This window comes from Hydrogenophaga crassostreae, assembly GCF_001761385.1.
GTDB classification, from domain to species: domain Bacteria; phylum Pseudomonadota; class Gammaproteobacteria; order Burkholderiales; family Burkholderiaceae_C; genus Hydrogenophaga; species Hydrogenophaga crassostreae.
On record NZ_CP017476.1, the window covers coordinates 2,202,973 to 2,224,230 of the forward strand.

At 60.7% G+C, this 21,258-nt stretch carries 21 protein-coding genes and 1 tRNA gene; 6 read left to right on the forward strand and 16 right to left on the reverse strand.

Translation table 11 applies throughout. The annotated features are described in order from the left end of the window. The first annotated feature begins 241 nt into the window (after positions 1 to 241). On the forward strand, positions 242 to 1,462 hold the full coding sequence (locus tag LPB072_RS10190; protein WP_066087993.1) for an HNH endonuclease: 1,221 nt from the start codon (positions 242 to 244) through the stop codon (positions 1,460 to 1,462). Positions 1,463 to 1,603: 141 nt separating this feature from the next. Here the strand turns inward: LPB072_RS10190 and LPB072_RS10195 are convergent, their stop codons facing one another. Next, positions 1,604 to 2,833, reverse strand: coding sequence for a hypothetical protein (locus tag LPB072_RS10195; protein WP_157559277.1), 1,230 nt, complete (start codon positions 2,831 to 2,833; stop codon positions 1,604 to 1,606). Positions 2,834 to 3,238: 405 nt separating this feature from the next. On the opposite strand from LPB072_RS10195, the gene LPB072_RS10200 reads away from it, so the two are divergent. After that, positions 3,239 to 3,502 carry a hypothetical protein gene (locus tag LPB072_RS10200; RefSeq protein ID WP_066087985.1) on the forward strand — a complete coding sequence of 88 codons (264 nt, stop codon included), beginning with the start codon at positions 3,239 to 3,241 and terminating at the stop codon, positions 3,500 to 3,502. A gap of 224 nt (positions 3,503 to 3,726) precedes the next feature. Further along, positions 3,727 to 3,900, forward strand: a complete 174-nt coding sequence (locus LPB072_RS23875; protein ID WP_157559278.1) for a hypothetical protein — start codon at positions 3,727 to 3,729, stop codon at positions 3,898 to 3,900. Here LPB072_RS23875 and LPB072_RS10205 read toward each other — a convergent pair. Continuing rightward, a complete protein-coding gene (locus LPB072_RS10205) occupies positions 3,889 to 4,101 on the reverse strand; it encodes a hypothetical protein (protein ID WP_066087978.1) in 213 nt (70 codons plus the stop codon). The genes LPB072_RS23875 and LPB072_RS10205 overlap by 12 nt on opposite strands. A gap of 152 nt (positions 4,102 to 4,253) precedes the next feature. Between LPB072_RS10205 and LPB072_RS10210 the strand changes: the two genes are divergently transcribed. Next, a complete protein-coding gene (locus tag LPB072_RS10210; RefSeq protein WP_066087974.1) occupies positions 4,254 to 4,478 on the forward strand; it encodes a helix-turn-helix transcriptional regulator in 225 nt (74 codons plus the stop codon). A gap of 219 nt (positions 4,479 to 4,697) precedes the next feature. Here the strand turns inward: LPB072_RS10210 and LPB072_RS10215 are convergent, their stop codons facing one another. The 10 genes from LPB072_RS10215 to LPB072_RS10260 all read right to left on the reverse strand — a co-directional run bounded on the left by LPB072_RS10215 (position 4,698) and on the right by LPB072_RS10260 (position 14,711). After that, positions 4,698 to 6,245 (reverse strand): tyrosine-type recombinase/integrase, encoded by a 1,548-nt coding sequence (locus LPB072_RS10215; protein ID WP_066087971.1) that lies wholly within the window; start codon positions 6,243 to 6,245, stop codon positions 4,698 to 4,700. 613 nt (positions 6,246 to 6,858) lie between these two features. Next, positions 6,859 to 6,934: transfer RNA gene (locus LPB072_RS10220), tRNA-Asn, on the reverse strand. Positions 6,935 to 7,038: 104 nt separating this feature from the next. Then, positions 7,039 to 8,139, reverse strand: coding sequence for an NAD(P)/FAD-dependent oxidoreductase (locus tag LPB072_RS10225; protein WP_066087968.1), 1,101 nt, complete (start codon positions 8,137 to 8,139; stop codon positions 7,039 to 7,041). 5 nt (positions 8,140 to 8,144) lie between these two features. Next, positions 8,145 to 8,474 carry a ferredoxin FdxA gene (fdxA, locus tag LPB072_RS10230; protein WP_066087965.1) on the reverse strand — a complete coding sequence of 110 codons (330 nt, stop codon included), beginning with the start codon at positions 8,472 to 8,474 and terminating at the stop codon, positions 8,145 to 8,147. A 118-nt stretch (positions 8,475 to 8,592) separates the two neighbouring features. After that, complete coding sequence (locus tag LPB072_RS10235; RefSeq protein WP_066088342.1) at positions 8,593 to 9,897, reverse strand: sulfate adenylyltransferase subunit 1; 1,305 nt, start codon at positions 9,895 to 9,897, stop codon at positions 8,593 to 8,595. A 116-nt stretch (positions 9,898 to 10,013) separates the two neighbouring features. Beyond that, positions 10,014 to 10,958 carry a sulfate adenylyltransferase subunit CysD gene (gene cysD / locus LPB072_RS10240; RefSeq protein ID WP_066087962.1) on the reverse strand — a complete coding sequence of 315 codons (945 nt, stop codon included), beginning with the start codon at positions 10,956 to 10,958 and terminating at the stop codon, positions 10,014 to 10,016. Then, the gene (locus LPB072_RS10245) at positions 10,955 to 11,704 is read right to left on the reverse strand and encodes a phosphoadenylyl-sulfate reductase (RefSeq protein ID WP_066087959.1); all 750 of its coding nucleotides are present in this window, start codon (positions 11,702 to 11,704) and stop codon (positions 10,955 to 10,957) included. Before LPB072_RS10245 ends, cysD begins: the two co-directional genes overlap by 4 nt. 14 nt (positions 11,705 to 11,718) lie before the next feature. Beyond that, positions 11,719 to 12,114, reverse strand: a complete 396-nt coding sequence (locus tag LPB072_RS10250; RefSeq protein WP_066087956.1) for a DUF934 domain-containing protein — start codon at positions 12,112 to 12,114, stop codon at positions 11,719 to 11,721. 5 nt (positions 12,115 to 12,119) lie between these two features. After that, a complete protein-coding gene (locus LPB072_RS10255) occupies positions 12,120 to 13,901 on the reverse strand; it encodes a nitrite/sulfite reductase (RefSeq protein ID WP_066087953.1) in 1,782 nt (593 codons plus the stop codon). 18 nt (positions 13,902 to 13,919) lie between these two features. Next, positions 13,920 to 14,711 carry a sulfite exporter TauE/SafE family protein gene (locus LPB072_RS10260; RefSeq protein WP_066087950.1) on the reverse strand — a complete coding sequence of 264 codons (792 nt, stop codon included), beginning with the start codon at positions 14,709 to 14,711 and terminating at the stop codon, positions 13,920 to 13,922. A 158-nt stretch (positions 14,712 to 14,869) separates the two neighbouring features. On the opposite strand from LPB072_RS10260, the gene LPB072_RS10265 reads away from it, so the two are divergent. After that, positions 14,870 to 15,673: a hypothetical protein gene (locus tag LPB072_RS10265; protein ID WP_066087948.1), complete on the forward strand. Its 804-nt coding sequence runs from the start codon at positions 14,870 to 14,872 to the stop codon at positions 15,671 to 15,673. Positions 15,674 to 15,682: 9 nt separating this feature from the next. Here LPB072_RS10265 and LPB072_RS10270 read toward each other — a convergent pair whose 3' ends face one another. Next, positions 15,683 to 16,864: an FAD-dependent oxidoreductase gene (locus LPB072_RS10270; protein ID WP_066087945.1), complete on the reverse strand. Its 1,182-nt coding sequence runs from the start codon at positions 16,862 to 16,864 to the stop codon at positions 15,683 to 15,685. Between the two features lie 60 nt (positions 16,865 to 16,924). After that, on the reverse strand, positions 16,925 to 17,197 hold the full coding sequence (locus tag LPB072_RS10275; RefSeq protein WP_066087942.1) for an oxidative damage protection protein: 273 nt from the start codon (positions 17,195 to 17,197) through the stop codon (positions 16,925 to 16,927). Positions 17,198 to 17,328: 131 nt separating this feature from the next. Here LPB072_RS10275 and LPB072_RS10280 point away from each other — a divergent pair, with 131 nt between their 5' ends. Beyond that, a complete protein-coding gene (locus LPB072_RS10280; protein ID WP_066087939.1) occupies positions 17,329 to 17,841 on the forward strand; it encodes a disulfide bond formation protein B in 513 nt (170 codons plus the stop codon). A 55-nt stretch (positions 17,842 to 17,896) separates the two neighbouring features. Here the strand turns inward: LPB072_RS10280 and ppk2 are convergent, their stop codons facing one another. Continuing rightward, positions 17,897 to 19,177: a polyphosphate kinase 2 gene (gene ppk2 / locus LPB072_RS10285; RefSeq protein WP_066088339.1), complete on the reverse strand. Its 1,281-nt coding sequence runs from the start codon at positions 19,175 to 19,177 to the stop codon at positions 17,897 to 17,899. Positions 19,178 to 19,295: 118 nt separating this feature from the next. After that, positions 19,296 to 20,636: an amino-acid N-acetyltransferase gene (gene argA / locus LPB072_RS10290; RefSeq protein ID WP_066087936.1), complete on the reverse strand. Its 1,341-nt coding sequence runs from the start codon at positions 20,634 to 20,636 to the stop codon at positions 19,296 to 19,298. Positions 20,637 to 21,258: the final 622 nt, after the last annotated feature.

A 21,258-nucleotide genomic window follows, 5' to 3' on the forward strand; every position in this document is an offset into this window, starting at 1 on the left:
AGGCTGTGACCATCTGCATGGCGTGTTGTAAGAACGCTATTTTTGGGCTACAGGAAAAGCTAGTGCGCCTCACCACTTTTTTGTTGGGTCGCCTTAATTAACATAGGGAGAGCAAGCCCTTAAGATCCGGACACCTTCGTGTATTCCAAAGGCCAGCGCTTTATATTCTGCAAGGCTCATAAAAAGCAAAACCCGTGCCTCAAATAATTGCAGGGTGCAGCAACAGTTCTCCGGAAAACCCATGCTCAACAGCTTGCAAATTGATCACGCCCTCTGTCGGCGAGGCTTCGCGCGCACCGCCGCAAATGCCCATGGATTCAGTCATCCGATGCTTGATCATGACGTCTTTGTCAAGCGTGCGAACCACGATGGCGACACGAAACCGGTGATCAAAGCCCCTCTGGTGCTGCACCCAGATTTGGCGGAGGATCTTCGGCGCCTGTCTGCTTCAAACGGCAAAGTGACACTCGAGGTCAGCCCCTACTTCAATACGAATTTGAGCAGCTTTCCCAAACGCGCCAATGAAGGAAGCGCAGAGACGGCTCATGGCTTGGCCGTCAATGTGGCCGATGAGCAAGCCTTGGATGTGTTGCTCAAATTTCTCATCACCAAGGGGAATTCCAACCTTGAAGCCATCGCGCAGGCGTCCATGATGACGGTCGATGCTTTGATTGGAGCTTTCTCGGACTTGGATGATCGGTTCACTGAAGCTCAAGTCAACATGTTGTTTGCCCATGCCGAAGCACCTGGGCGGTGCATGTCCATGGAGCGCTTGGCCGAAGAGGGCGGGTATGACGATTTCAGAGCTGCGAACATGCAGTATGGACGGCTGTGTGGTGTGGTCGCGAAGCACCTGGGTGTGCGAGGCCTACCTCAACAAACCCAAATGCTGGCCTACCTCGCGCAAGATCGCAATGAACTTGGCCATTGGCAATGGGTAATGCGCCCACAGGTTTTCGCCGCAATGCAAGAATCAGGTTTGACAGGGGACCAAGATTCTGAGCTCGAGACGGATCCAGGATATCTGGGTGCGACTTACGAAATTGACAATGATCCAGCATGTCAGGAAATCTCGAAAACCACCAGAGAAGCGTTGATTGCCGCTCGAATTGGACAAGGTGCGTATCGTCAGCGCATGCTCGACCTCTGGGGTGGATCCTGCGCACTGACTGGGTGTTCAATTGCCACGGTTTTGATTGCATCACATGCCAAATCTTGGGTGCGCTCAAGCAATGAGGAGCGGCTTGACGAGCACAACGGGTTGTTGCTGGCTGCATCCATCGATCGCCTCTTCGACCAGGGGCTGATCAGCTTCAATTCAGACGGTCAAATATTGCTGAAGGAGAGCTTGTCCTTGGACCAGCTCTCGATTTTGGGCCTCAGTCCCAAAAGTTGCTTGCGTTCGATTCACGATCAAATCCGACCCTATCTCGCTGACCATAGAGCGCAACACAACTTTTGAGGTTTAAAAAAAGATGGTCCCTTTATTTAGTGCGTCAATGCATGCTCGGCACTCGAAAGCGCCACGAAGCTGATATGGCAGGAGAAGTTAGCCAGTTGCGCCCACCTCCACGAATGCCCGCCAGCACTTGGCCTTGGAACCTCAACGGTCGCCGCTCTCTGACTTGGGCCATACCGCATCGCCTGGCCACCAGTCAGGCGGATCGTCGTTCCATCGATTGCCCTGGATGGCGTCTGCCAACACCCGAAGATGCGGTGGAAAACGCTTCAGCTCCTTGCGAACCACGCTGATCCACACTGCCAACTTCTCCCGAAAAGGCGCCCGATAGTCCGAGAGCGAAATCTCCAGAAAATCGAGGTACTCCCGCAAGGCGATTTCATCGGCGCGGGCGCGTGAGGCGGCAAAGGCGCTCTCCAACTGCTTGGTCAAAGCTTCTTCGCGCCTTCGTGCGCGGGCCCGCTCAGCGGCTTCCTGGCGCATCTGCTCTTCATGGGCCAGACGCCGGGCGCGAACGCCAGGTTGTGCTTCGAGTAGCGTCAGGCAACCTGCGACGATCTCAGGCAGTTTTCGCTCGATATCCTCTTGCTTGCCAGACCACTTTTGAAGCGATGTGCGTTCGGTGCCACTCGCCGACCAGGTGAAACGCCCCGAGGCCTCCCAAACCATGTCCGACGGGTACCCACCAGAAGCCTTCTCCGATGCGCGCTCCTCCTCGGTCGTTTCGCGCCGGCGGTACCCTTCAGAAAACCCGACATACAGAAGCTCACCATTGAGATCGCAGGCCAGTCGCAGGTCCTTGTTGTCGGGATGCTTGGCGCCGCTGCAGCGGACACCGGCAGACTCCAGGCCGCGAATGAACCTTTCGTGCAGGTCGATGGCCCATTCGAGGCTGGCGTCCGAGACCACCATATGCAGGCCATCGGGCGCGGTGACAAATCGTCTTCCTCTGTCCAGCAGGGGCGGGTAGGGCGTGTTCCCGGTCCAGCCCCCGCGCCGTATCGCTTGTTCATGCTTCCTGACCATTGCAGGAATCTTGGCGACGAATGCGCGTGTGCACCGAATCAACGGGTGAGCCCGTGGTGGCCGTTTCGTCTCCGGTGTTTGCGCCACAGCCAGCGCTTGCACTTTGGTCGCGACCGCTTCGGCAAAAACCTGCTTTTCTTGCTTCTCTCTTTGTCGCCGCACCGGTTCGATGGTGGTCAACTGGACGTCATAGTCCTTCGACTGCTCGGGAAGCGGCACTTGGGGTGACGGCTTGCCTGCTGCCAGCTTCGCCCAGTGCCCGCGAGGAGGCACCGGAACCCCATGGCGTCGGCATGTTTTTGCCAATCCGACGTCGGAGATGCCCAGATCCCGGGCGATGTGGGTCATCGGTTTGGACCAGACCAGCGCATGAAGGGCAGACCGCTTGAGGAGCATGGCGATCAGAATATGGGACTGTCCACCCTTGTCCACATGGGGTGTGCCCTAGGTTGTTGATAACCCGATGAACAACTGGCAGAAGCCGCGTAACTACTGGCTTTGCGGATGCTGCCTAAAAAACAAGCAGAAAGTGACCTGGCTTGCATTGTTCCAACAGCCTGCTCGGATGACCAGCCTCCGCGAAACCCGGTGGGATCCGGTTCGCGGCTTGCCCGGAGGGTGGCAGCGGGCATGCCTCATGCATCAACCGTCGGTGCACCGATCAGTTGTGCCTATGGCATGCCCCTTACCCATCGGCGTCTCTGAAATCCCTTGAGAAGATTCTGGTCCAATCCAAGCAGAAAGGGACGCAAGATGATTGACTTGAAACAGCTTGAAGTTGAAGTGACCAAGGCCGCTTTGCAGGTGGCCATCTGGGAGTTCCTGAGTTTTGTGGGCTTCATGGTGGTGCTGTACTTCGTGGTGAAAGCTGCCGTGCGCGATGGCGTGAACGAGTCCCGAATGGGCGCTACGCGCGCAAGTCGTGGCGGCCATGACCCAGAGGGTTGGGCCCACCAAGTGGAGGCCGCTAAGGTTCGGGACGTGACGAGCAAAATGCCACCCATTCGAGCCGATTGAGTGGCCATGGACAGAGGTCGAACCCTGGTGGTGATCCGCTTGCGTGAGCGGCTCACGGGCACTGCCCAGCTTTTCAATGCTTGAAAGGCGCTGGGTCTGACCACCCAGGCCAGGCGCGGAGCTTCGGCTCTTTGTCAACCTGGCCGTGAGGAAAATACTTCCCGGATTGGTCTTGTGGCTGGAGGGGGCGCTTTCTTTTAATCTTGATTTTTTCGAGGTTGGACATGAACGCCACCGTCCAAATCCATCATTTTTATCTGGCCTCACTCTCGGCCCAACGGCTTTTCCGTACCTTTGGTGGCAGCGCCGCGCTCGGTGAATGTTTCGTCCAGCCGCTCATGGGCCTGTCGTCTCCGGGCCCTTTCTCGCGGGTCGCGTGCGCTTGTTCAATCCGCTGAGTTTGGTTTGCTGCGCGCGATGGCGAGTCGTTGGGCCTTTTGCACGTCGGCGGCTATGGGTTCGTAGCCGTGGCCCATCGACATGCCGTGCAGGGCGCCCAGACCGCATTGCAGGGCCACATCCACATCCGATTGGCTTGAGCGATGGTCGCGCGCCGCGCGGCTCAGTGCCTTGGGGTGGCACCGGGATGCTCGGGCCATTTTCGTGAAGTGGGTGTGTTTTGGTGGGGCAAGCGCTTGCGCTTGCCTTGCTGCTTGGGGCGTGCAGGGCAGCACAGCCTCCCTGTCCACGCGGCGGCCGAATTTAAACACGGGTGGATATAGGCTGTATCTCAACTTCGTGAACGACCCCCATGGAATCTGCCAGCCCCAAACTCGTCAAAAAATCTGCCGTTGCCGAGCGCCTGGGCGTGTCCGAGCGAACCTTGGAGAAGCTGGTGCGCGCCCGCCGTTTTCCGCCGCCCTTGCGCATTGGCAAACACGTGGTCTGGGCCGAAGAAGCGGTTGAGAAGTGGTTGGTTCGCGCCTTGGCGAGCCAAGTGGCCTGGGAGCCCAAAAGGGGCCGTACAACGGGCTGAAGCACCTGTCCTGACCGCGGTGAGCAAGCCATGGCCGCACGAATGCGGTGTGGCCTGCGCGTGTTGCACGGGTTGGGGTTCCCTTGCGAGTGGGGGCAGGCGCTCACTGCGCTTCGGTACCTGCGCCCAACTTTCCTCGTCTGGCGGGTAGCGTTGATCGCGAAGTAGAAAGCCCTGCAACGTTGGTGACCGTTGCAGGGCTTTCGTGGGGTGCTTTGCTCAGCCGCGCTTGCCGAACTGCACGTGAATCACCCGACCTGATGTGCGGGGCTCGAAAGGTTGCGCCGCATCCGTGCCCGTGGCCCTCGGGGCTTCGGTAATATGCTCCGCGTCTTTTTCTGCCACAGGATAGGTGGGCGCCTGGTCTGCCTGCGCGGACAAGTCCGCCGCCAGGGACGCTCGCAGCGCCTCTTCGGGCCCCTTTTCTAGCGCGGTATCTGGCGCGGTTTCTGTTGCCATCTTCGCGACCGCTGATGCGTTGTCGGCGGCGTTGGGTGAAGCGGAGCCCTTGGCCAGCACCTTTTTGGCCACTGCCTGGGCCAACCGTTCGCTTCGACGCGCTTTTTGGACATCGGCGGCGCTTTGGCCTTCCAGCGGTGCAATGCTGTAGACGCTTGCGGAGGATTCCACGCGGTCCAGCGCATCGAGCATGTCGTTTTGCACCAGATTGATATAGACCTGCGCCATCGTCATCGACTTGTGACCCAGCATCTTTTGCAGCTGGGGGGCGGTGAGCCCGCGGCGGGCATAGCGGGTGGCACTCAGATGGCGCAGGTCGGCCAGGCGCAAGGTCGGCAAGCCCGCCTTGATACGTGCGCCGTCCCAGGCCAAGTCCATCGCGTTGGCGGACATGGGGAACACCTTCCCGCAAGCCGAGCGCGGCATGTTTTGCAGGACCTTTACCGCCGTCTGGCTCAAAGCGACGGGCACGGGCCCTGTTTTGGAGGGCGTGAAGGCGACACGGTTCTCCAGGTCGGTTTGGTCCCATCGAAGGGCATTCATACTGCCTGGGCGCAAAGTGGTCTCCAGCGCCAGGGCAACCCAGTGGCCAACGTAGGGGTTGTCGCACTCGCCCAAGGCCTTCCACAGCGCGGCTTCCTGTGCCGGAGTCACAAACACGAAACGCTGGTTGCTCTTGCCCAGCTTGATGCCTTCAGCGGGGTTTGAGAATCCGAGCCAGTTCCATTCGGTGATGGCCATGTTGAAGACATGGCGCAGCAAAGCGACCTCTTTTTGAATGCTGCTGGCAGACAGTCCTTCGCGCTCCATGTCGGCCATCAGTTCCCGAATGTCCGCCTTGCTGAGGGTGCTGCACATCATGCGGGCGAGCTTGGCAATGCGCTGATAGGTCGCTTGCCTCACAGCGCGGCGTTCGACGTTGTGGTTTTCGAACGCTGAGGGGCCCCGCTTGCGGGGGGACTCCTGGAGGGCTTTGGCGCCCTTGTCGTCGAGCACGATGGAAAGAGGCTGGAAGCCCGCGCCTTCGCGGTAGTGGTTGATGCGGTTCAGTTCGGCCCGTGCACCGCCTTTGTTGACGGTGTACAGGCCTGCGTAGTATGTCAAGGCCTCGGTCAGCGTGGTTTGCGTGGGGCCTCCCAAACGAGGTTTGTGTTCCGTCTTGCGTTCGCTCAGGGTGTCCGATATGTACTGCTTGGCATCGCGGTACGTCTCGAAGTCCTTGGACGGGCGTTGGCCATTCTTGAGGCTGACCTGTCCGCGCCACTTGCCGCGAACCTTGAACGGGGAGGGCATTTTGGCGTTAGCCATGGGACACCTCCAGGCGCACAGGGGCACAAGGGAAAGTTGCCCGGCTGGCCGGCGGCTTGTGGGAAAGGTAGAGGGAGAGGGGGAGGGGGAGGGGGAGGGGAATCATCTGCGTTCCAAAAGGTAGTTGCTGGAACTGAGTGAAGCCTCCGTGTTTAGCCTTTGGGTCCGGTGATCCAAAAAAGATCGAGACAGTGCGCGCGATCGGCTGAGGGTGGCCCGTGGTGAGCGCCGAGGTGCTGCGCGTGAGAAGCGTTGTTGGGCCCGTGCCGCGGCGCGCGCGGATGGGTCTGCGATGCCGGGTGGGTCGGCGAACCCTGTAGGGATGGTGGTGCGCGGTGTGTTGCGCTGCTTGGGGGCCTGTTGTGTGTGGCCCCGATGTCTGCTCAGGCGTTTTCATGTGCGTGTGCACTCCGTGATGGAGGACAACGCGGCCTTGTTGGCGCGGGTGTTCGCAGGGCGTGTTCACATCGGCGTTGGGTTCGCCGTCTGTGAGCTTGTCCATGCGCTGACACAAGCGCTGACAAAACAGCCTCTAAGCCAAGTGAAAGCGTAGAAAAGACAAAGGCCTTCCGAAGAAGGCCTTTGTTTTCAACAACTTACGCTAGTTTGTCTGTGGCTCCCCGACCTGGACTCGAACCAGGGACCTGCGGATTAACAGTCCGTCGCTCTACCAACTGAGCTATCAGGGAACAGCCTCAAATTATAGCGACTTTTTTTGTGGTTTTTGAGAGAGGGCCAGAAAAAACAAAGTCTTCTCGTTGGTGGGCCTTCTTCATGCCGCTTGCTCGGGTCGTCAATCGAATACCGGGGACTCCACGCCGAGCACCTTGTGCAGCTTGGGGCTGGTGGTGGTGTACTGCAGAAAAACCTTTTTCTCGGGGCTGATGATAGGCATGGCGCCGAAGGCGGCCAGAGCACATTCATGGAAACCCGAGAGAATGAGCTTTTTCTTGCCGGGGTAGGTGTTGATGTCACCCACGGCAAAGATGCCGGGGATATTCGTGGAAAACTTTTCGGTGTCGACGACGAGTTGCTTGCGCTCGATCTCAAGGCTCCACTCGGCGATGGGGCCGAGCTTGGGCGAAAGGCCAAAAAAAACCAGCAGGGTATCCATGGGGACCACGCGGGTCACGCCATCGGAACCGGTGACTTTGGCGCCGACCAGCTTGCCGTCGCGTTCATCAATGCCAGTGATCTGGCCGACGATGAATTGCATCTCGTAAGCTTCGCACCGCTCCCTCATCTTGGCCACGCTCGCAGGCGCGGCTTTGAAACCATCACGGCGGTGGATCAGGATGACGCTTTCGGCCTTGTTTGGTCCATCGGCTGCGAAGTTCAGCGCCCAGTCGAGTGCGGAGTCTCCGCCGCCCACCACAATCAGGTTCTTGCCGGCGAAGTCGGCCGGGCTTTTGACGCGGTAGTGGAGTTGAGAACCATCGTACTTTTCCAGGCCTTCGACTTTCAACAGGCGTGGCTGGAATGAGCCCACGCCGGCGGCTATGAAAATGGTCTTGGTGAGGAAGGTCGTGCCCTTGGCGGTTTGCACGAAGAAGCGGCCGTCTTCCTGCTTCTGAACCACGGTGACTTCCTGTCCCAAGTGGAAGGTCGCGCCGAAAGGCTCGATCTGCTTGAGCAGTCTGTCGGTGAGCTCCTGTCCGGTGCACACGGGGATCGCAGGGATGTCGTAAATCGGCTTGTCTGGGTAGAGCTCCACGGGCTGGCCGCCAGGGTAGGCGAGCGAGTCGATCACATGGGCCTTGATTTCCAGCAAGCCAAGTTCAAACACCTGAAACAGGCCGACCGGGCCCGCACCGACGATGACGGCATCGGTTTCGATTGGGCCGTCATGCGCGGCGGCGGTGTTCATCACTTCCGGATTCAGGTGCGGCTCCATGGGTCCTATCGGAGCAATTGGGGCAGCTTGCCCGTTTTGTCCTTCCAGTCGTCGGCATCGGGCAAAGGTTCTTTGCGTTTGGTGATGCTCTTCCAGCCTGGCAATTGCGCCAGCTCTTCGTTGAGCTGGATCATGTGCATCTGGTCTTTGGGCAGATCTTCTTCTGCGTAGATGGCGCTCACCGGGCACTCTGGAATGCACACAGCGCAATCGATGCACTCATCGGGGTCGATGGTGAGGAAGTTGGGGCCTTCGCGGAAGCAGTCCACGGGACAGACATCGACGCAATCGGTGTATTTGCAGCGGATGCAGGATTCGGTGACGACGTGGGTCATGGTGTTGTTCTGGGCAAATCGATGAAACCTCTAATTTTAGGGTTTCCGAGAGGGTAAGGGCGCCTAATGCCCTTGGCATTGACATAAGTTAGGGGTTTTGGGCCATTTAAGGTGGATATCACGCCACCAGCAATGCCCCGGAAGTCTTGTGGCTGGCGGTGTCGACCAACACCAGCGCGCCCAGCGCGCGGGACTCGGCGAAGGGGCGCGTGGCCAGCGGCTCTTGCAGGGCGAGCTCGATGTGGCCGATCGCGTTGGGCTCCAGCTGTGTGGCTTCCTCTTCGGCCAGCGTGTGGATATCGAGCTTGTGCACGATGCGCTGTACCTTGGCCTTGACCCAGCGGTGGCCATGCAATGCCCAGTACACACGACCAGCGACCAGCGGCTCGTCGTCGAGCCAGGCCACGGTGGCGCGGATGGAGCGCTCGGCGGTGAGGGTATCGCCCTCGCCGCCGGCGGCCAGCAGCCAGTCGCCGCGCGACACATCGACTTCGCGGTCGAGCACGATGCCGGCGCTGTGGCCAGCAGCCACCGACTTGGGATTGCGCGCATGGTCCAGCACCTGGGCCACATTCGCGCTCAGCCCGCTGGGCATGACCTTCACGGCCTGGCCCACAGTCATTTCACCGGTGGCAACCCGACCCCAGAAAACGCGGCGGCCCTGGCTGGTGTCGGAGGATGAAGAAAACTTCTCCACCCATTGCACCGGGAATGAGACCGGGAGGCTCACATCCGCAGGGGTGACCGGCAGGTGTTCCAGGAGGTCAAGCAAGGTCGGGCCGCTGTAGCTGCACCAATGCGCATCGGCCGCGGCCTCGACCACGTTCCAGCCCTTGAGGGCAGACACGGGCACGGTGGCGGTCACGGTCAGGCCCGCCGTGGCGGCGAACTCGGTGAGGGCGTTGCGGATGTGGGTGAAGGCCAGTGTCGGGTCCTCAATCGCGTCGAGCTTGTTCACCGCGAAAACGATGGACGGCACGCGCAAGAGCTTGAGCAACAGGCTGTGACGGCGGGTTTGCGCCAGCAGCTTGAGATCGGCGTTGCGCCAGTCGAGCTTGGTGGCATCGACCAGCACCACGGCCGCGTCGGCGCTGGAAGCGGCGGTGACCATGTTGCGGGTGTACTGCTCGTGGCCCGGCGCGTCGCCGATGATGAACTTGCGGGTTTCGGTGTTGAAGTAGCGGTAGGCCACGTCGATCGTGATGCCTTGTTCGCGTTCGGCCGACAGGCCGTCGGTCAACAAGGCGAGATCGGTCTCCCCCTGGCGCTGGACGCCAGCCAAGTGATCTTGCAAGACGGCTTTGCTGTCGACCAGCAAGCGCCCGATCAAGGTGCTCTTGCCGTCATCGACCGAACCGCAGGTGATGAATTTCAGCGCGGGGCGGGTGTCGGCGGAAGGGGGTGAAGAAACGGTGGTGTTCATATCAAACTCGATCAAAGAGGTGTCAAAACCCAGGGCGCCGCGGATCCGGCTTTGCCGGTCCGCCAGCGCAGCCCCCCAGTGGGGGGTGACGCGCCGCAGGCGCGGCGCGGGGGGCGTCAAAAGTACCCGTCCTTCTTGCGCTTCTCCATGGAAGCGTCCGACGTTTTGTCGTCCATGCGGGTGGAGCCGCGTTCGCTGACCTCGGCGGTCAGAGTTTCCAGCACGATTTGTTCCGGCGTGGCCGCCGAGCTCTCGACCGGGCAGGTGCAGGTCACATCGCCCAGGGTGCGAAAGCGCACGTCGCGGTTTTCAACTTTTTCGCCGTCTTTGGCGGGCGTCAGCTCCGTGACGGGGACGAGCAGGCCACGGCGGTCGACCACATCGCGCTTGTGCGAGTAGTAGAGCGACGGCAGGGCGATGTTCTCGCGTTCGATGTATTGCCAGACATCGAGCTCGGTCCAGTTGCTGATCGGGAACACGCGGAAGTGTTCGCCGGGGGCCAGGCGCGTGTTGAACAGGGTCCAGAGCTCGGGGCGCTGGGCCTTGGGTTGCCACTGGCCGAAACTGTCGCGGTGGGAAAAGATGCGCTCTTTGGCGCGGGCTTTTTCTTCATCGCGGCGGGCGCCACCGATCAGCGCGTCGAAGCGGAATTCTTCAATCGCTTCAAGCAGCGTGACCGACTGGTGGGCGTTGCGGGGCTCGTCGGGGTGCGCCAGGCGAACCGTGCCGCGCCTCATGGAGTCTTCCACGTTGCGCACGATCAGTTCGGCTTGCAACTCGCCTGCACGCAGGTCGCGGAAGGCGGTGACCTCGGGGAAATTGTGGCCGGTGTCGATCATCAGCAAAGGGTAGGGGATACGCCCGACACCAAAGGCCTTTTCGGCGCAACGCAGCATGACCAATGAGTCTTTGCCGCCCGAGAACAACAGGGCGGGGCGCTCGAAGGCGGCGGCCACCTCACGCAGGATGAAGATGGTTTCTTCTTCCAGCGCATCGAGGTGGGCGTTGCTCAGATGGTGTTCGGCGGGCTGCAGAACAGCGGAGTCGATACGGGCGTTCATGCGGAGACCTTTTCTTCAAATGGCGGCAGTTGGGAAGAGGCGGGCTGCGCGTGCAGGCCACACTCTTTCGCGGATTCGTTCTCCCACCACCAGCGGCCAGCGCGGAAGTCTTCGCCCACAGCAATAGCGCGGGTGCAGGGGGCGCAGCCGATGCTGGGGAAAAATTGATCGTGCAGGGCGTTGTAGTCCAGCTTGTGCTGGGCCACGAAATGCCACACATCGCCCAGCGTCCATTCGACCAGCGGGCTGATCTTGATGCGCTCGGCTTCCTGAACGATGTCGGCCACTTCGGCGCGGGCGTTGGACTGTTCGCGGCGCAGGCCGGTGATCCAGCCGTCTTTGCCTGTGAGCGCGCGTTTGAGCGGCTCCATCTTGCGCACATCGCAGCAGCCCTTGCGCAGTTCAATGCTCTCGAACATGGCTTCTTCGCCGTTCTGGCGCACGAACTTGATGACGGCTTCGTTCTTGGGCCGAAACACTTCCACGCTGTGCGCGTAGCGGCTTTCGATCTTGGGGATCATGGCCAGTGTCTCGGCGTGCAGCTTGCCGGTCTCCAAAACGAAGATGCCCGTTTGGATACCGGCCAGGTGGATCAGGTGGGTCACCACCATGTCTTCCACCCCCAAACTCGAGGCTTGGGTCAGTGCCGATTTCTCAGCCGCCACGCGCTGCAGCAAAGCGATGCTGGCGGCGACTTTGGCGTCGAAATCGGGCGAAGGGCGGTTGTAGAGGTCAATGGCGCTCATGGCGTTTCCTGTGCTCAGGCCGTGGCAACGGCGAAGAGCGGTTGGGGGGCGATGGCATCGCCTTGGTAGAAGGTGGGGTAGCGCTCGAGTTGGCGCTCGCCGATGGCCAAGCTTTGATCAGCGCGCAGCACCGCCTGGGTGAACCCGGTGCGTTGCATCTGCTGCACCTGATCCACCAGCACATCGCCGATCGCGCGAATATCGCCCGCGAAGCCCAGGCGGCGGCGCAGCAGGAATGCCTGGCTGAACGCCCGGCCATCGCTGAAGGATGGAAAGTTCAGTAAAACGGTGTGCACACCGGCCAAATCGGCTTCGCGCGGATCGGCATCGTTGCTCAGTGCCAGGATGCCAGACGCCGAGGCTTCGGTGTCAAAGCTGCCGGCGGGGAAAAGTTGGAGTTTCTGTGTCATGGCGATCAGGCGGCAGCGGTGGTGCGGGCGGTGGCCACACGCACGGCGTTGGCGGCGGTTTTGAATGGCTCGGCGCCTACGCGCTTGACCGTGTTGATAAAGGTCTCTTTCTCGGTGCGCTGGGCACGGTAGGTGTCGAGCAGGGCTTCGATCACATCGGTGACTTCTGCGGCTGCAAACGATGGGCCGATGGCTTTCCCGGGAACGGGCTCACCGGAAAGGCGCGTGCCATCGGATCCGCCGAGCGAAATCTGGTACCACTCCTGGCCGTCTTTGTCGACGCCGAGCACGCCGATGTGGCCGCTGTGGTGATGACCGCAGGAGTTGATGCAGCCACTGATGTGCAGGTCGATTTCGCCCAGATCGTGCAGCTCGTCGAGGTCCTGGTAGCGCTCCGTCAGGGCTTGGGCGATGGGCAGCGAGCGGGCATTGGCCAGGTCGCAGAAATCGCCGCCGGGGCAGGCGATCATGTCGCTCAGCAACCCGATGTTGGGCTTGGCCAGTCCGAGGCGGCGCGCTTCGCGCCAGAGTTCAGGCAACTGGTCGCAACGCACCCAGGGCAGCAACAGGTTTTGCTCGTGGGTCACGCGGGCTTCGCCGGCCGAGAAACGGTCCACCAGGTCGGCGGCGCGTTCCAGCTGTTCAGCGTTGGCGTCGCCCGGCGCAGCGCCAAGGCGCTTGAACGACAGGGTGACGGCGCGCAGATCGGGGTTCTGGTGCGGCTTCACGTTTTGCGTGAGCCAGCGGCTGAACTCGATGTCGTCTTCTGCCGCTGCTTTCAGGATGTGGGCGATCTTGGCGTCGGCGGTTTTGCGATCGCAGTTGAGATCGGGTGCCACAAAATAGGCGCTCACGCGGTCGAGTTCGGCCTGGGTGATGGTGTGCGGGGCACCGTCTTTTTCAACGATGTCTTTGTATTCGGCCTCCACCTGATCAGTGAAGCTCTGGCCTTCGGCTTTCACCAAGATTTTGATGCGGGCCTTGTATTTGTTGTCACGGCGACCAAAACGGTTGTAGGCGCGAACGATGGCTTCCAGATAGTTCAGGATCTGGTTCCAGGGCAGGAATTCGCGAATCACGCTGCCGATGATGGGCGTGCGCCCCATGCCGCCACCCACGCGCACCTGAAAGCCCAGGTCGCCGTCCACATTGCGCAAGAGGCGCAGACCCACGTCGTGCCAGGCGCTGGCGGAGCGGTCTTCAAGGGCGCCGGTGATGGCGATCTTGAATTTGCGTGGCAAAAATGCGAACTCGGGGTGCAACGTGCTCCACTGGCGCATGATTTCGGCAAAGGGGCGGGGATCGGCCACCTCGTCCACCGCGATGCCGGCGAGGGCGTCGGTGGTGATGTTGCGTATGCAATTGCCGCTGGTCTGGATGCCATGCATGTTGACGCTGGCCAGCAGGTCCATTACATCAGCGGCCCGGCTCAGCGGGATCCAGTTGTATTGCACGTTGGAGCGCGTTGTGAAGTGGGCACAACGGTCAGGCAGGCTGGGCACATCGGCCAAAGCGACCACCGCATTGGAAATGTCGTTTTCCTCTTTGTGGTCGAATTCCCGCGCGATCCTGGCCAGTACGCGCAACTGGTTGCTGGCGATCTCGCCATAGGGCACAGCCACGCGCAGCATGGGTGCAAAACGTTGCACATACCAGCCGTTTTGCAGACGCAGTGGCTTGAACTCGTCTTCGAGCAAAGTGCCGTTGAAGCGCCGCTCGAGTTGGTCGCGGAATTGCGCAGCCCGTTGCTGCACGAACTGGCGGTCAAAGTCGGAATATTGGTACATGTTTCGTTTTGAAGGAGATCAGAGAGCGATCAGCTTGGTACCGGCATAGGCCAGCAGCAAGGAGAGGAGGGAGCGCACGAGGCGCTCAGGCGTGTGGCGCATCAGGCGGGTGCCAAGCCAGATCCCGGGCAACGAGCCGAGCAACAGCTTGCTCAGCAATGGCCAGTCCACCGAGCCCAGGCTGGCATGGCCCAGACCAGCCACCAGCGTGAGGGGCACGGCGTAGGCAATATCGGCGGCGACGATGCGGGGCAGTGGCAACAAGGGGAAAAGGAGCAGCAAGACCGAAACACCGATGGCGCCAGCGCCCACCGAGGTCAAGGTGACCAGCGTGCCGATCACGGCACCGAACAGCACCGGCAGACTCCAGTGGTGTGCACGTGTCGCACTGTCGAGGTCCGCATTTTCAAGCGTGCGCGGCAAGACCTTGCCACGCGCGGCCTTGTAAAGCATGGCCGCCGCCGTCAACAACAAGGCAACGCCCAGGGTTTGGGTCATGAGTGCCTGAACCTTTTCCGTTTCAGGACCCAGGTGGCGCAAAGCCATCAATGTGATGAGGGCTGCTGGCAGGCTGCCTGCACTCAAGAGGCCGACAACACGCCAGGGCACCAGCTTTTGCCGTGCCAGGCTCCAGGTGCCTCCGGCTTTGGTGAAGGCGGCGAACAACAAATCTGTGCCGACAGCCAAATAGGGTTTGACCCCAAAAAAGAAGATGAGGATTGGCGTCATGAGCGAACCGCCGCCCACCCCCGTCAGGCCGACGACCAGGCCGACAAAGAAGCCGGCAAAGATGATGGGAAGTTCATGCATTCAGCGAATATAGGGTTTTCCGCATATGCATCAAAATACAAAAATGAAATTTTAATATATCTAAAAGTAATTAACAGGTTGGGCACCTTCCGGTTTTGGGGGGGCTTCGGCATTTCTAGAGCACTTGGCGAGGGACCAGCAGCGTTACCATTCAGCCCATGCTGAAGCAGCGCATATATGTGAACGTGGTGGGTTTTTCGGATGTTGAGCGCCATGCGCTCAACACGGTGTTTCGCCTATCCGCTGAACGGGACGTTCGCTATGCCCCTTGGGTGCCGTCTGATGCGAAGGGCGACACACCCGTGCTAATGAACGCCGAAGTGGCGTTGGTCGATGGCGACAGCGCCGAGGCCGTTTTGTCGCAGGCCAAGGCCCTGCCAATCGGGCAACGCTTGATATGGGTCGGGTCGGATCCGCCGGACCATGCCTGGCGGGTGTGGCAACGGCCGATGCGCTGGGCCGAAGTTTTGCACGACCTCGACGCAGTCTTTGCGGCCCGCCAGGCGGATTCGGGCTTTCTTGATTTCGACGTCACGAGTCCCCAGCCGTTGTTTCTGGATTCGGGTGAGCAAGTCCCTGATCTGCCGCGTGCCCTGCTGGTCGGGGCGAAAGGCAGTGACCTGCTGGCTTTGCGGACCAGTCTCAATGCGGTCGGGGTAAACGAGTTTGATGAAACGGATGTGACCGACTTTGCAGCCGAGCTGATCGGTCGCAACAAATACTGCTGCGGGGTATTCAATCTGGATGAAGCACACCTGGACGCCTGGGCTCTCTCTCGTCTGTTCGCTGATCGCCATCCACAGGCCATGACTTTGGGTATTACCCATCAGGCAGGGCCACTCGCGGCATGGTGGAAGAAGCGCCTCATGCGTCATGAAACCCAGAAAACAGGAGTGAATGCTTTGCTCGGCTTGCCATTGCAAGCCGGTGAGCTGGCGCAGTGCATGGAGCGCCTGCGCTGAACGCCATCCCTAGCGTGGGATTGCCTGGCGGCGCGCCTGTCTCCATGCGAAACGCGCCGGGTCGACTGCTCGTATCAGGTCGTCAGGCAAGCAAGGCTTGTCGCCCGCCAGGCCATCTGCAACCAGCTGTGCCATGGGCAGTGCCAGCGTCAGACCTCGAGATCCGAGCGCGCTGAGCGTGAACAAGCCTGAATGGCGCGGTACGTCGCTGAGCGTTGACCGGCTGCGGTGAAAGCCGGGCTCCTCCATTGCCCGCTGCATGGCGGCCATATCTGGCAGCGCGCCCGCCAGGGGAAGGCGGTCCAATGAGGCACAGCGGACCTGTGCCCAACCCATCAATTGTTCCGTTGACTGGGCACTCTGCATGGCTTCGCGCGCGGCGGTGTTCATGGCGCCCAAGCTGTCGGCATTGCGGGCGTGCGCGGCTTCGGTTGTGTGCAGGGAGTTGTCGCCACGCTCGTAAGTTGAGCCCATGCTCCAGATACGTTCGGGCCATTCGGGTGGCAGACCGCTGTCTTCGTACCGGGGCACGAACACGCCGTTTTGTCGCTGCGGGCGCTTTGCCAAGGGCGCACCCTCGAGGGCGCCCAGGCTCATCTGCCCTTTGACCGGTCGCAACGGCAGGGCTTCGGACGGCAACCACGGTTCTTGGTCGCTGAGCAGGGCAAAGGTGCCAAAGGCGGCCGCAACCACTGCGTTTGGCGCCTCGGCCAGGGTTTGTCCATCGGGGCCAACGGCCCGCCACAGGCTGACGCCTTCGACCGGGCGAGTTCTTTGAAGTGCCCTTATCCGGGCGCTCCACAGTGTGGTCAAAGTGGTTGTTTGTGCTGCTTCGGCCAGCCAGGCCTTGACCAGTGCACCCGGTCGAACCAAAGCCGCGGGCCAGCGACCGGGGTCGTGTTGAAGGTTGTCAACCTCGCAAGCTTGCCAACCCGCACCTTGTTGCACCAGCCGCTGAAGCTCGGCACGCGCAGCAGTCACACCCAGATCGCACAGACGGGAAAGTGGTGTGGGCGAGCGGGTGACGTGGGGACTTAGCATGCCGACCGGCAGTGAAGAGGCCGCTTTCGCCGGCCCATCGGCGGCATCGATCAGCGTGATGTGCCAGCCTTTGCGTGCGAGCATGGCGCATACGGCCGCCCCGGCCAAGCCGGCGCCAATCACCAGGGTGTGGCGCGATTCGGAGGTCAAACGAGCATATGGAAGAGAAAAGAGCCTTCAAGCCCATGCGGTGCATGGGCTTGAAGTGGGTCAGGCAGCGGGTGGGACGTAGCCTGCAGCCGCGTCGGCGCCTTCGCCAAAAAAGTGCTTTTCCATCTGGCGTGCGAGGTATTGACGGGCGCGGGCATCGGCCAGGTTCAGGCGGTTTTCGTTGAGCAGCATGGTCTGGTGCTTGAGCCAAGCGGCCCACGCTTCTTTGCTCACGTTTTCATAGATGCGTTTGCCCAGTTCGCCGGGGTAGGGAGCGAAGTCCAGGCCTTCGGCTTCCTTGCCGAGTTTGATGCAGTTGACGGTACGTGCCATGGAGACTCCTTGTGAGGCGTAAAACAATGCCCAATTTTGCCTTCTTTGGGAAACCCTTTTGGGGTTTGGTGTTCCAATCGCTGTTCGCCCGCATGGCGTGAGCCTTTGAAACCCGATTTACCCGTGACCTCATGAACCTGTTTTCTCATACCCAGCGCTGGTTGGCGCTTGTCTCAGTTGGCTGCATCGGCATGTTGGCCTATGGTTTGTATTTGCAACATGCGGTGGGTTTGGTGCCGTGCCCCATGTGCATAGTTCAACGTTATGCGCTCATTCTGGTGGCGCTGGTCGCAGGCATCTCGGCGTTTTTCCAGCGGGGATTCTGGCAAACCGGTGGGCTGATAAAGATGGGGGTGATCGCAGGTTTTGGCGCTTTTGTGGCCGCCCGTCAAAGCCTGTTGCAGTGGAATCCGCCTGAAGTCATGAGTTGTGGCCGCGACTTTTACGGAATGATCGAGTCGTTTCCGTTGAAGCGGGCCATTCCGATGATCTTCAGAGGCGGTGGCGACTGCTCAGCGGTTGACTGGACATTTCTTGGCCTCACAATCGCCAACTGGTCGTTCCTCTGCTTCAGTGGCATTGTGCTGCTGGCCATTGCGCTACTGGTCAAACGAGCGCCCCGCGCAACGGCCCTCGGGGCCTGATGCGCCCATAAAGAAGCCGCCCGAAGGCGGCTTCTTTATGGCTCACAGGCTGGACTCAAAGCACAACGCCTCCCGGATTCTCTCCGCGCTCATACACCACGTGCGCGCGGCCCACAATCAGGGAATCGAGTTTGCCAATGTTCTTGCTGTCCTTGTTGGTGTAAGGCAGCTTTTGCAAAAGATAGCGCATGGCGTTGAGGCGCGCGCGCTTCTTGCAGTCGCTCTTGATCACCGTCCAGGGTGCGTCGGCTGTATCGGTGTCAAAAAACATGGCTTCTTTGGCCTTGGTGTAGTCACCCCATTTGTTCAGTGAGGCCAGATCGATGGGGCTCAGCTTCCATTGCTTGAGTGGGTGGGCCTTGCGCTCTTTGAAGCGGCGGCGCTGCTCTTCACGGCTGACGGAGAACCAGAACTTCACCAGGTGAATGCCACTGCGCACCAGTTGGCGCTCAAACTGCGGCGCCTGGCGCATGAATTCGGTGTATTCCTCGTCGGTGCAAAAACCCATGACCCGTTCAACGCCTGCGCGGTTGTACCAGCTGCGGTCAAACAACACGATTTCGCCCGCCGTGGGCAAGTGTTCCACATAGCGCTGGAAATACCATTGCCCGCGCTCCACTTCACTGGGTTTCTCCAGTGCCACCACGCGCGCGCCCCGAGGGTTCAAATGCTCCATCACGCGTTTGATCGTGCCGCCCTTGCCAGCGGCATCGCGCCCTTCAAACAAGATCACCACGCGTTGCCCAGTTTCCTTGGCCCAGGCTTGCAGCTTGAGCAGCTCCACCTGCAGCAGGTATTTGTTGGCCTCATAAACACGGCGCGAGAGCAGATTTTTGTAGGGGTAGGCGCCGCTGCGCCAGTCCTTCGAAAGCTGCTCGTTGGGGTCGAGTTTTTCAGCTTTGGCGCGCGCACTGGCTTTGGCCTGGCCTTTGAGCAGCTTGCGAATCGCCTTCGCGTCGTCTGGTGCAGCCCCCTCAAGAATGGCGCGCAGCGAGTCGGCTTTCTCTGCCTGGCTGTGTTCTTTGCGCGAGAGGATGTCGCGCACCGCCGCGAGCTGCGCGCCCTGGCGCGCCTCGACCGATCGGCTCACACGGGCTCGGCGCAGTTTTTGCGGTTGGGTGGTGCCGATGGTGTCGCCCAGTACAACGCGGCGCGGTTTGGGTTCGGGCGCTTTGCTGGCCTTCACCGGTTTCACCGTGGCTCGGGGTGATACGCCCCTTTTTTTTGCCGTCGGCGGGGATGCGGTTTTGGCAACCTGCTTTCTGGCGGCGGCACGCTCGGTTGCGGGCGCACTCGCAGAAGCTGTTTTGGTGGGGACGGACGCTCTTTCTGTCATGGGCACTTTCATACGGCAAGGTGTTGACTCACCAGTATGAACCGCCCCTCAGCCCATGGTTTGATCTTGATCAAATGGCGCCCGGCGCAGGAGCCTCTGAGCGCGGCTTCGGGCCTTTTCAGCTTAACTTCTTCACCAGCACCTGGCTCTTGCGATCCCAGTTATAGCTGCGCTTGCGGCCTTCGGGCAGCCAGTCGGCGCTCATCTGCACGAAACCGCGTTTGATGAACCAGTGCATGGTGCGGGTGGTGAGCACAAAAATGCTCTGCAGACCCTGGGCCCGCGCGCGGTTTTCGATGCGCTTGAGCAAGCGTTCGCCGTCGCCCTGGCTTTGCACCTGTGGCGAAACGGTCAGCGCATACATTTCACCGGTCATGGATTCGGGGTAGGTATAGAGCGCCGCACAGCCAAAGATCACGCCATCGTGTTCGATGATGGTGTAGAAATTGGCGTCGCGTTCGATCTCCGTGCGGTCGCGCTTGACCAGGGTGCCGTCCTTTTCGAATGGTTCGATCAGCGCCACGATGCCGCTCACATCATCGATGGACGCCTCGCGCAGGCTTTCCAGTTTTTCGTCCACCACCATGGTGCCAATGCCATCGTGGGTGTAAATCTCCAGCAAGAGGCAGCCTTCGACCGCAAACGGCAAGATGTGGCTGCGCTCCACCCCGCCTTCGCAGGCCTTGATGCAGTGCTGGAGGTAAAACGCGGTATCGGTGGGCTGGGTGGCGCTGGGCAGGGTGGCCAGCATGCGCTTGGCCTCTGCCAATGGCAACTCGGTGTCGATAGGGCTTTCAGGGTCGTTGGCATCGATCCGGATGCCGGCTACCTCGGTCAGGAACATCAGTTTGTCTGCCTGCAGGGCCATCGCCACCGAGGTGGCCACGTCTTCCATGGTCAGGTTGAAAGCCTCACCGGTGGGTGAAAAGCCAAACGGCGAGAGCAGCACCAAAGCACCCATATCGAGCGTGCGCTGGATCCCCACCGCGTCCACCTTGCGCACCAGACCCGAGTGAATGAAGTCCACCCCGTCCATCAGGCCCACCGGGCGGGCGGTGATGAAGTTGCCCGAAATGACGCGCACCGTGGCGCCGGCCATCGGCGTGTTGGGCAGGCCCTGACTGAATGCCGCCTCGATTTCGTAGCGCAGCTGGCCCGCCGCTTCCTGGGCGCAATCCAGTGCCACCGAGTCGGTGATGCGCATGCCGTGCGAGTACTTGGCTTCGTGGCCCTTGGCTTTGAGCTGCTCGTTGACCTGTGGCCGAAACCCATGCACCAAGACGATCTTCACGCCCATGCTCTGGATCAGCGCCAGATCCTGGACCACCGTTTGCAGCTTGCCGGCTTCGATGGCCTCTCCCGAGAGGCCCACCACCAAGGTGTTGTTGCGGTGCTTGTGGATATACGGGGCCACGGAGCGGAACCAGGGCACAAAGGTGAAGTTGAAGACGTCGGACATGGGGCTTGGAGGTTCGGTTCGGGTGATGAGCGCGGGCAGCGCCTGTCTGCAATGGGTGACATTGTGAGGCAGATATGAGGCGGCGCTGTTTTGGGTGGCAGGCGATCTGCGTGGTTTGGTCGATTGCCGCACCGTTCCTTTCCCGGGGCGGTCTGTGGTGTCCAGGCTTGGATATCGGCTCGTCCTGGCCGGGCAGATCCATGTGCGTACTCCCTCAAGCAAAGCACCTTGGTTTTCGACAACCCAGATCCGTGAATACGGATCATGGAACACCTGGAGGCAATTCTCTGGGCTGATTTGGGTGAGTGCATGGTTAGAGGCCTCGGGCGTGGTGCCCTCCGGGGCAAAGGTGTGAAGCCCTTACAGGGTTGCCAGCGCAGAAATTCTCTTTGCTTCTGCCGCGAGTGCGAAGCGGAGATGCGGTTCGTGGTGCATTGCGCTGGCGGGAAAGGGTCGTCGACCGACCCTTTCGGCAGTGGCTTGAGAAAGTGGGCGAACCGAATCAACTGGATCGCGCGGTGGATCTTGTGGGCTTTCTGCAGGGTGTTGCCCACACTGGCAGGCGCCGTCTGACCGCATGGGCCAGGTAGTGGTTGTGCCGCCCAAGTGTCCGGTTGCGTAA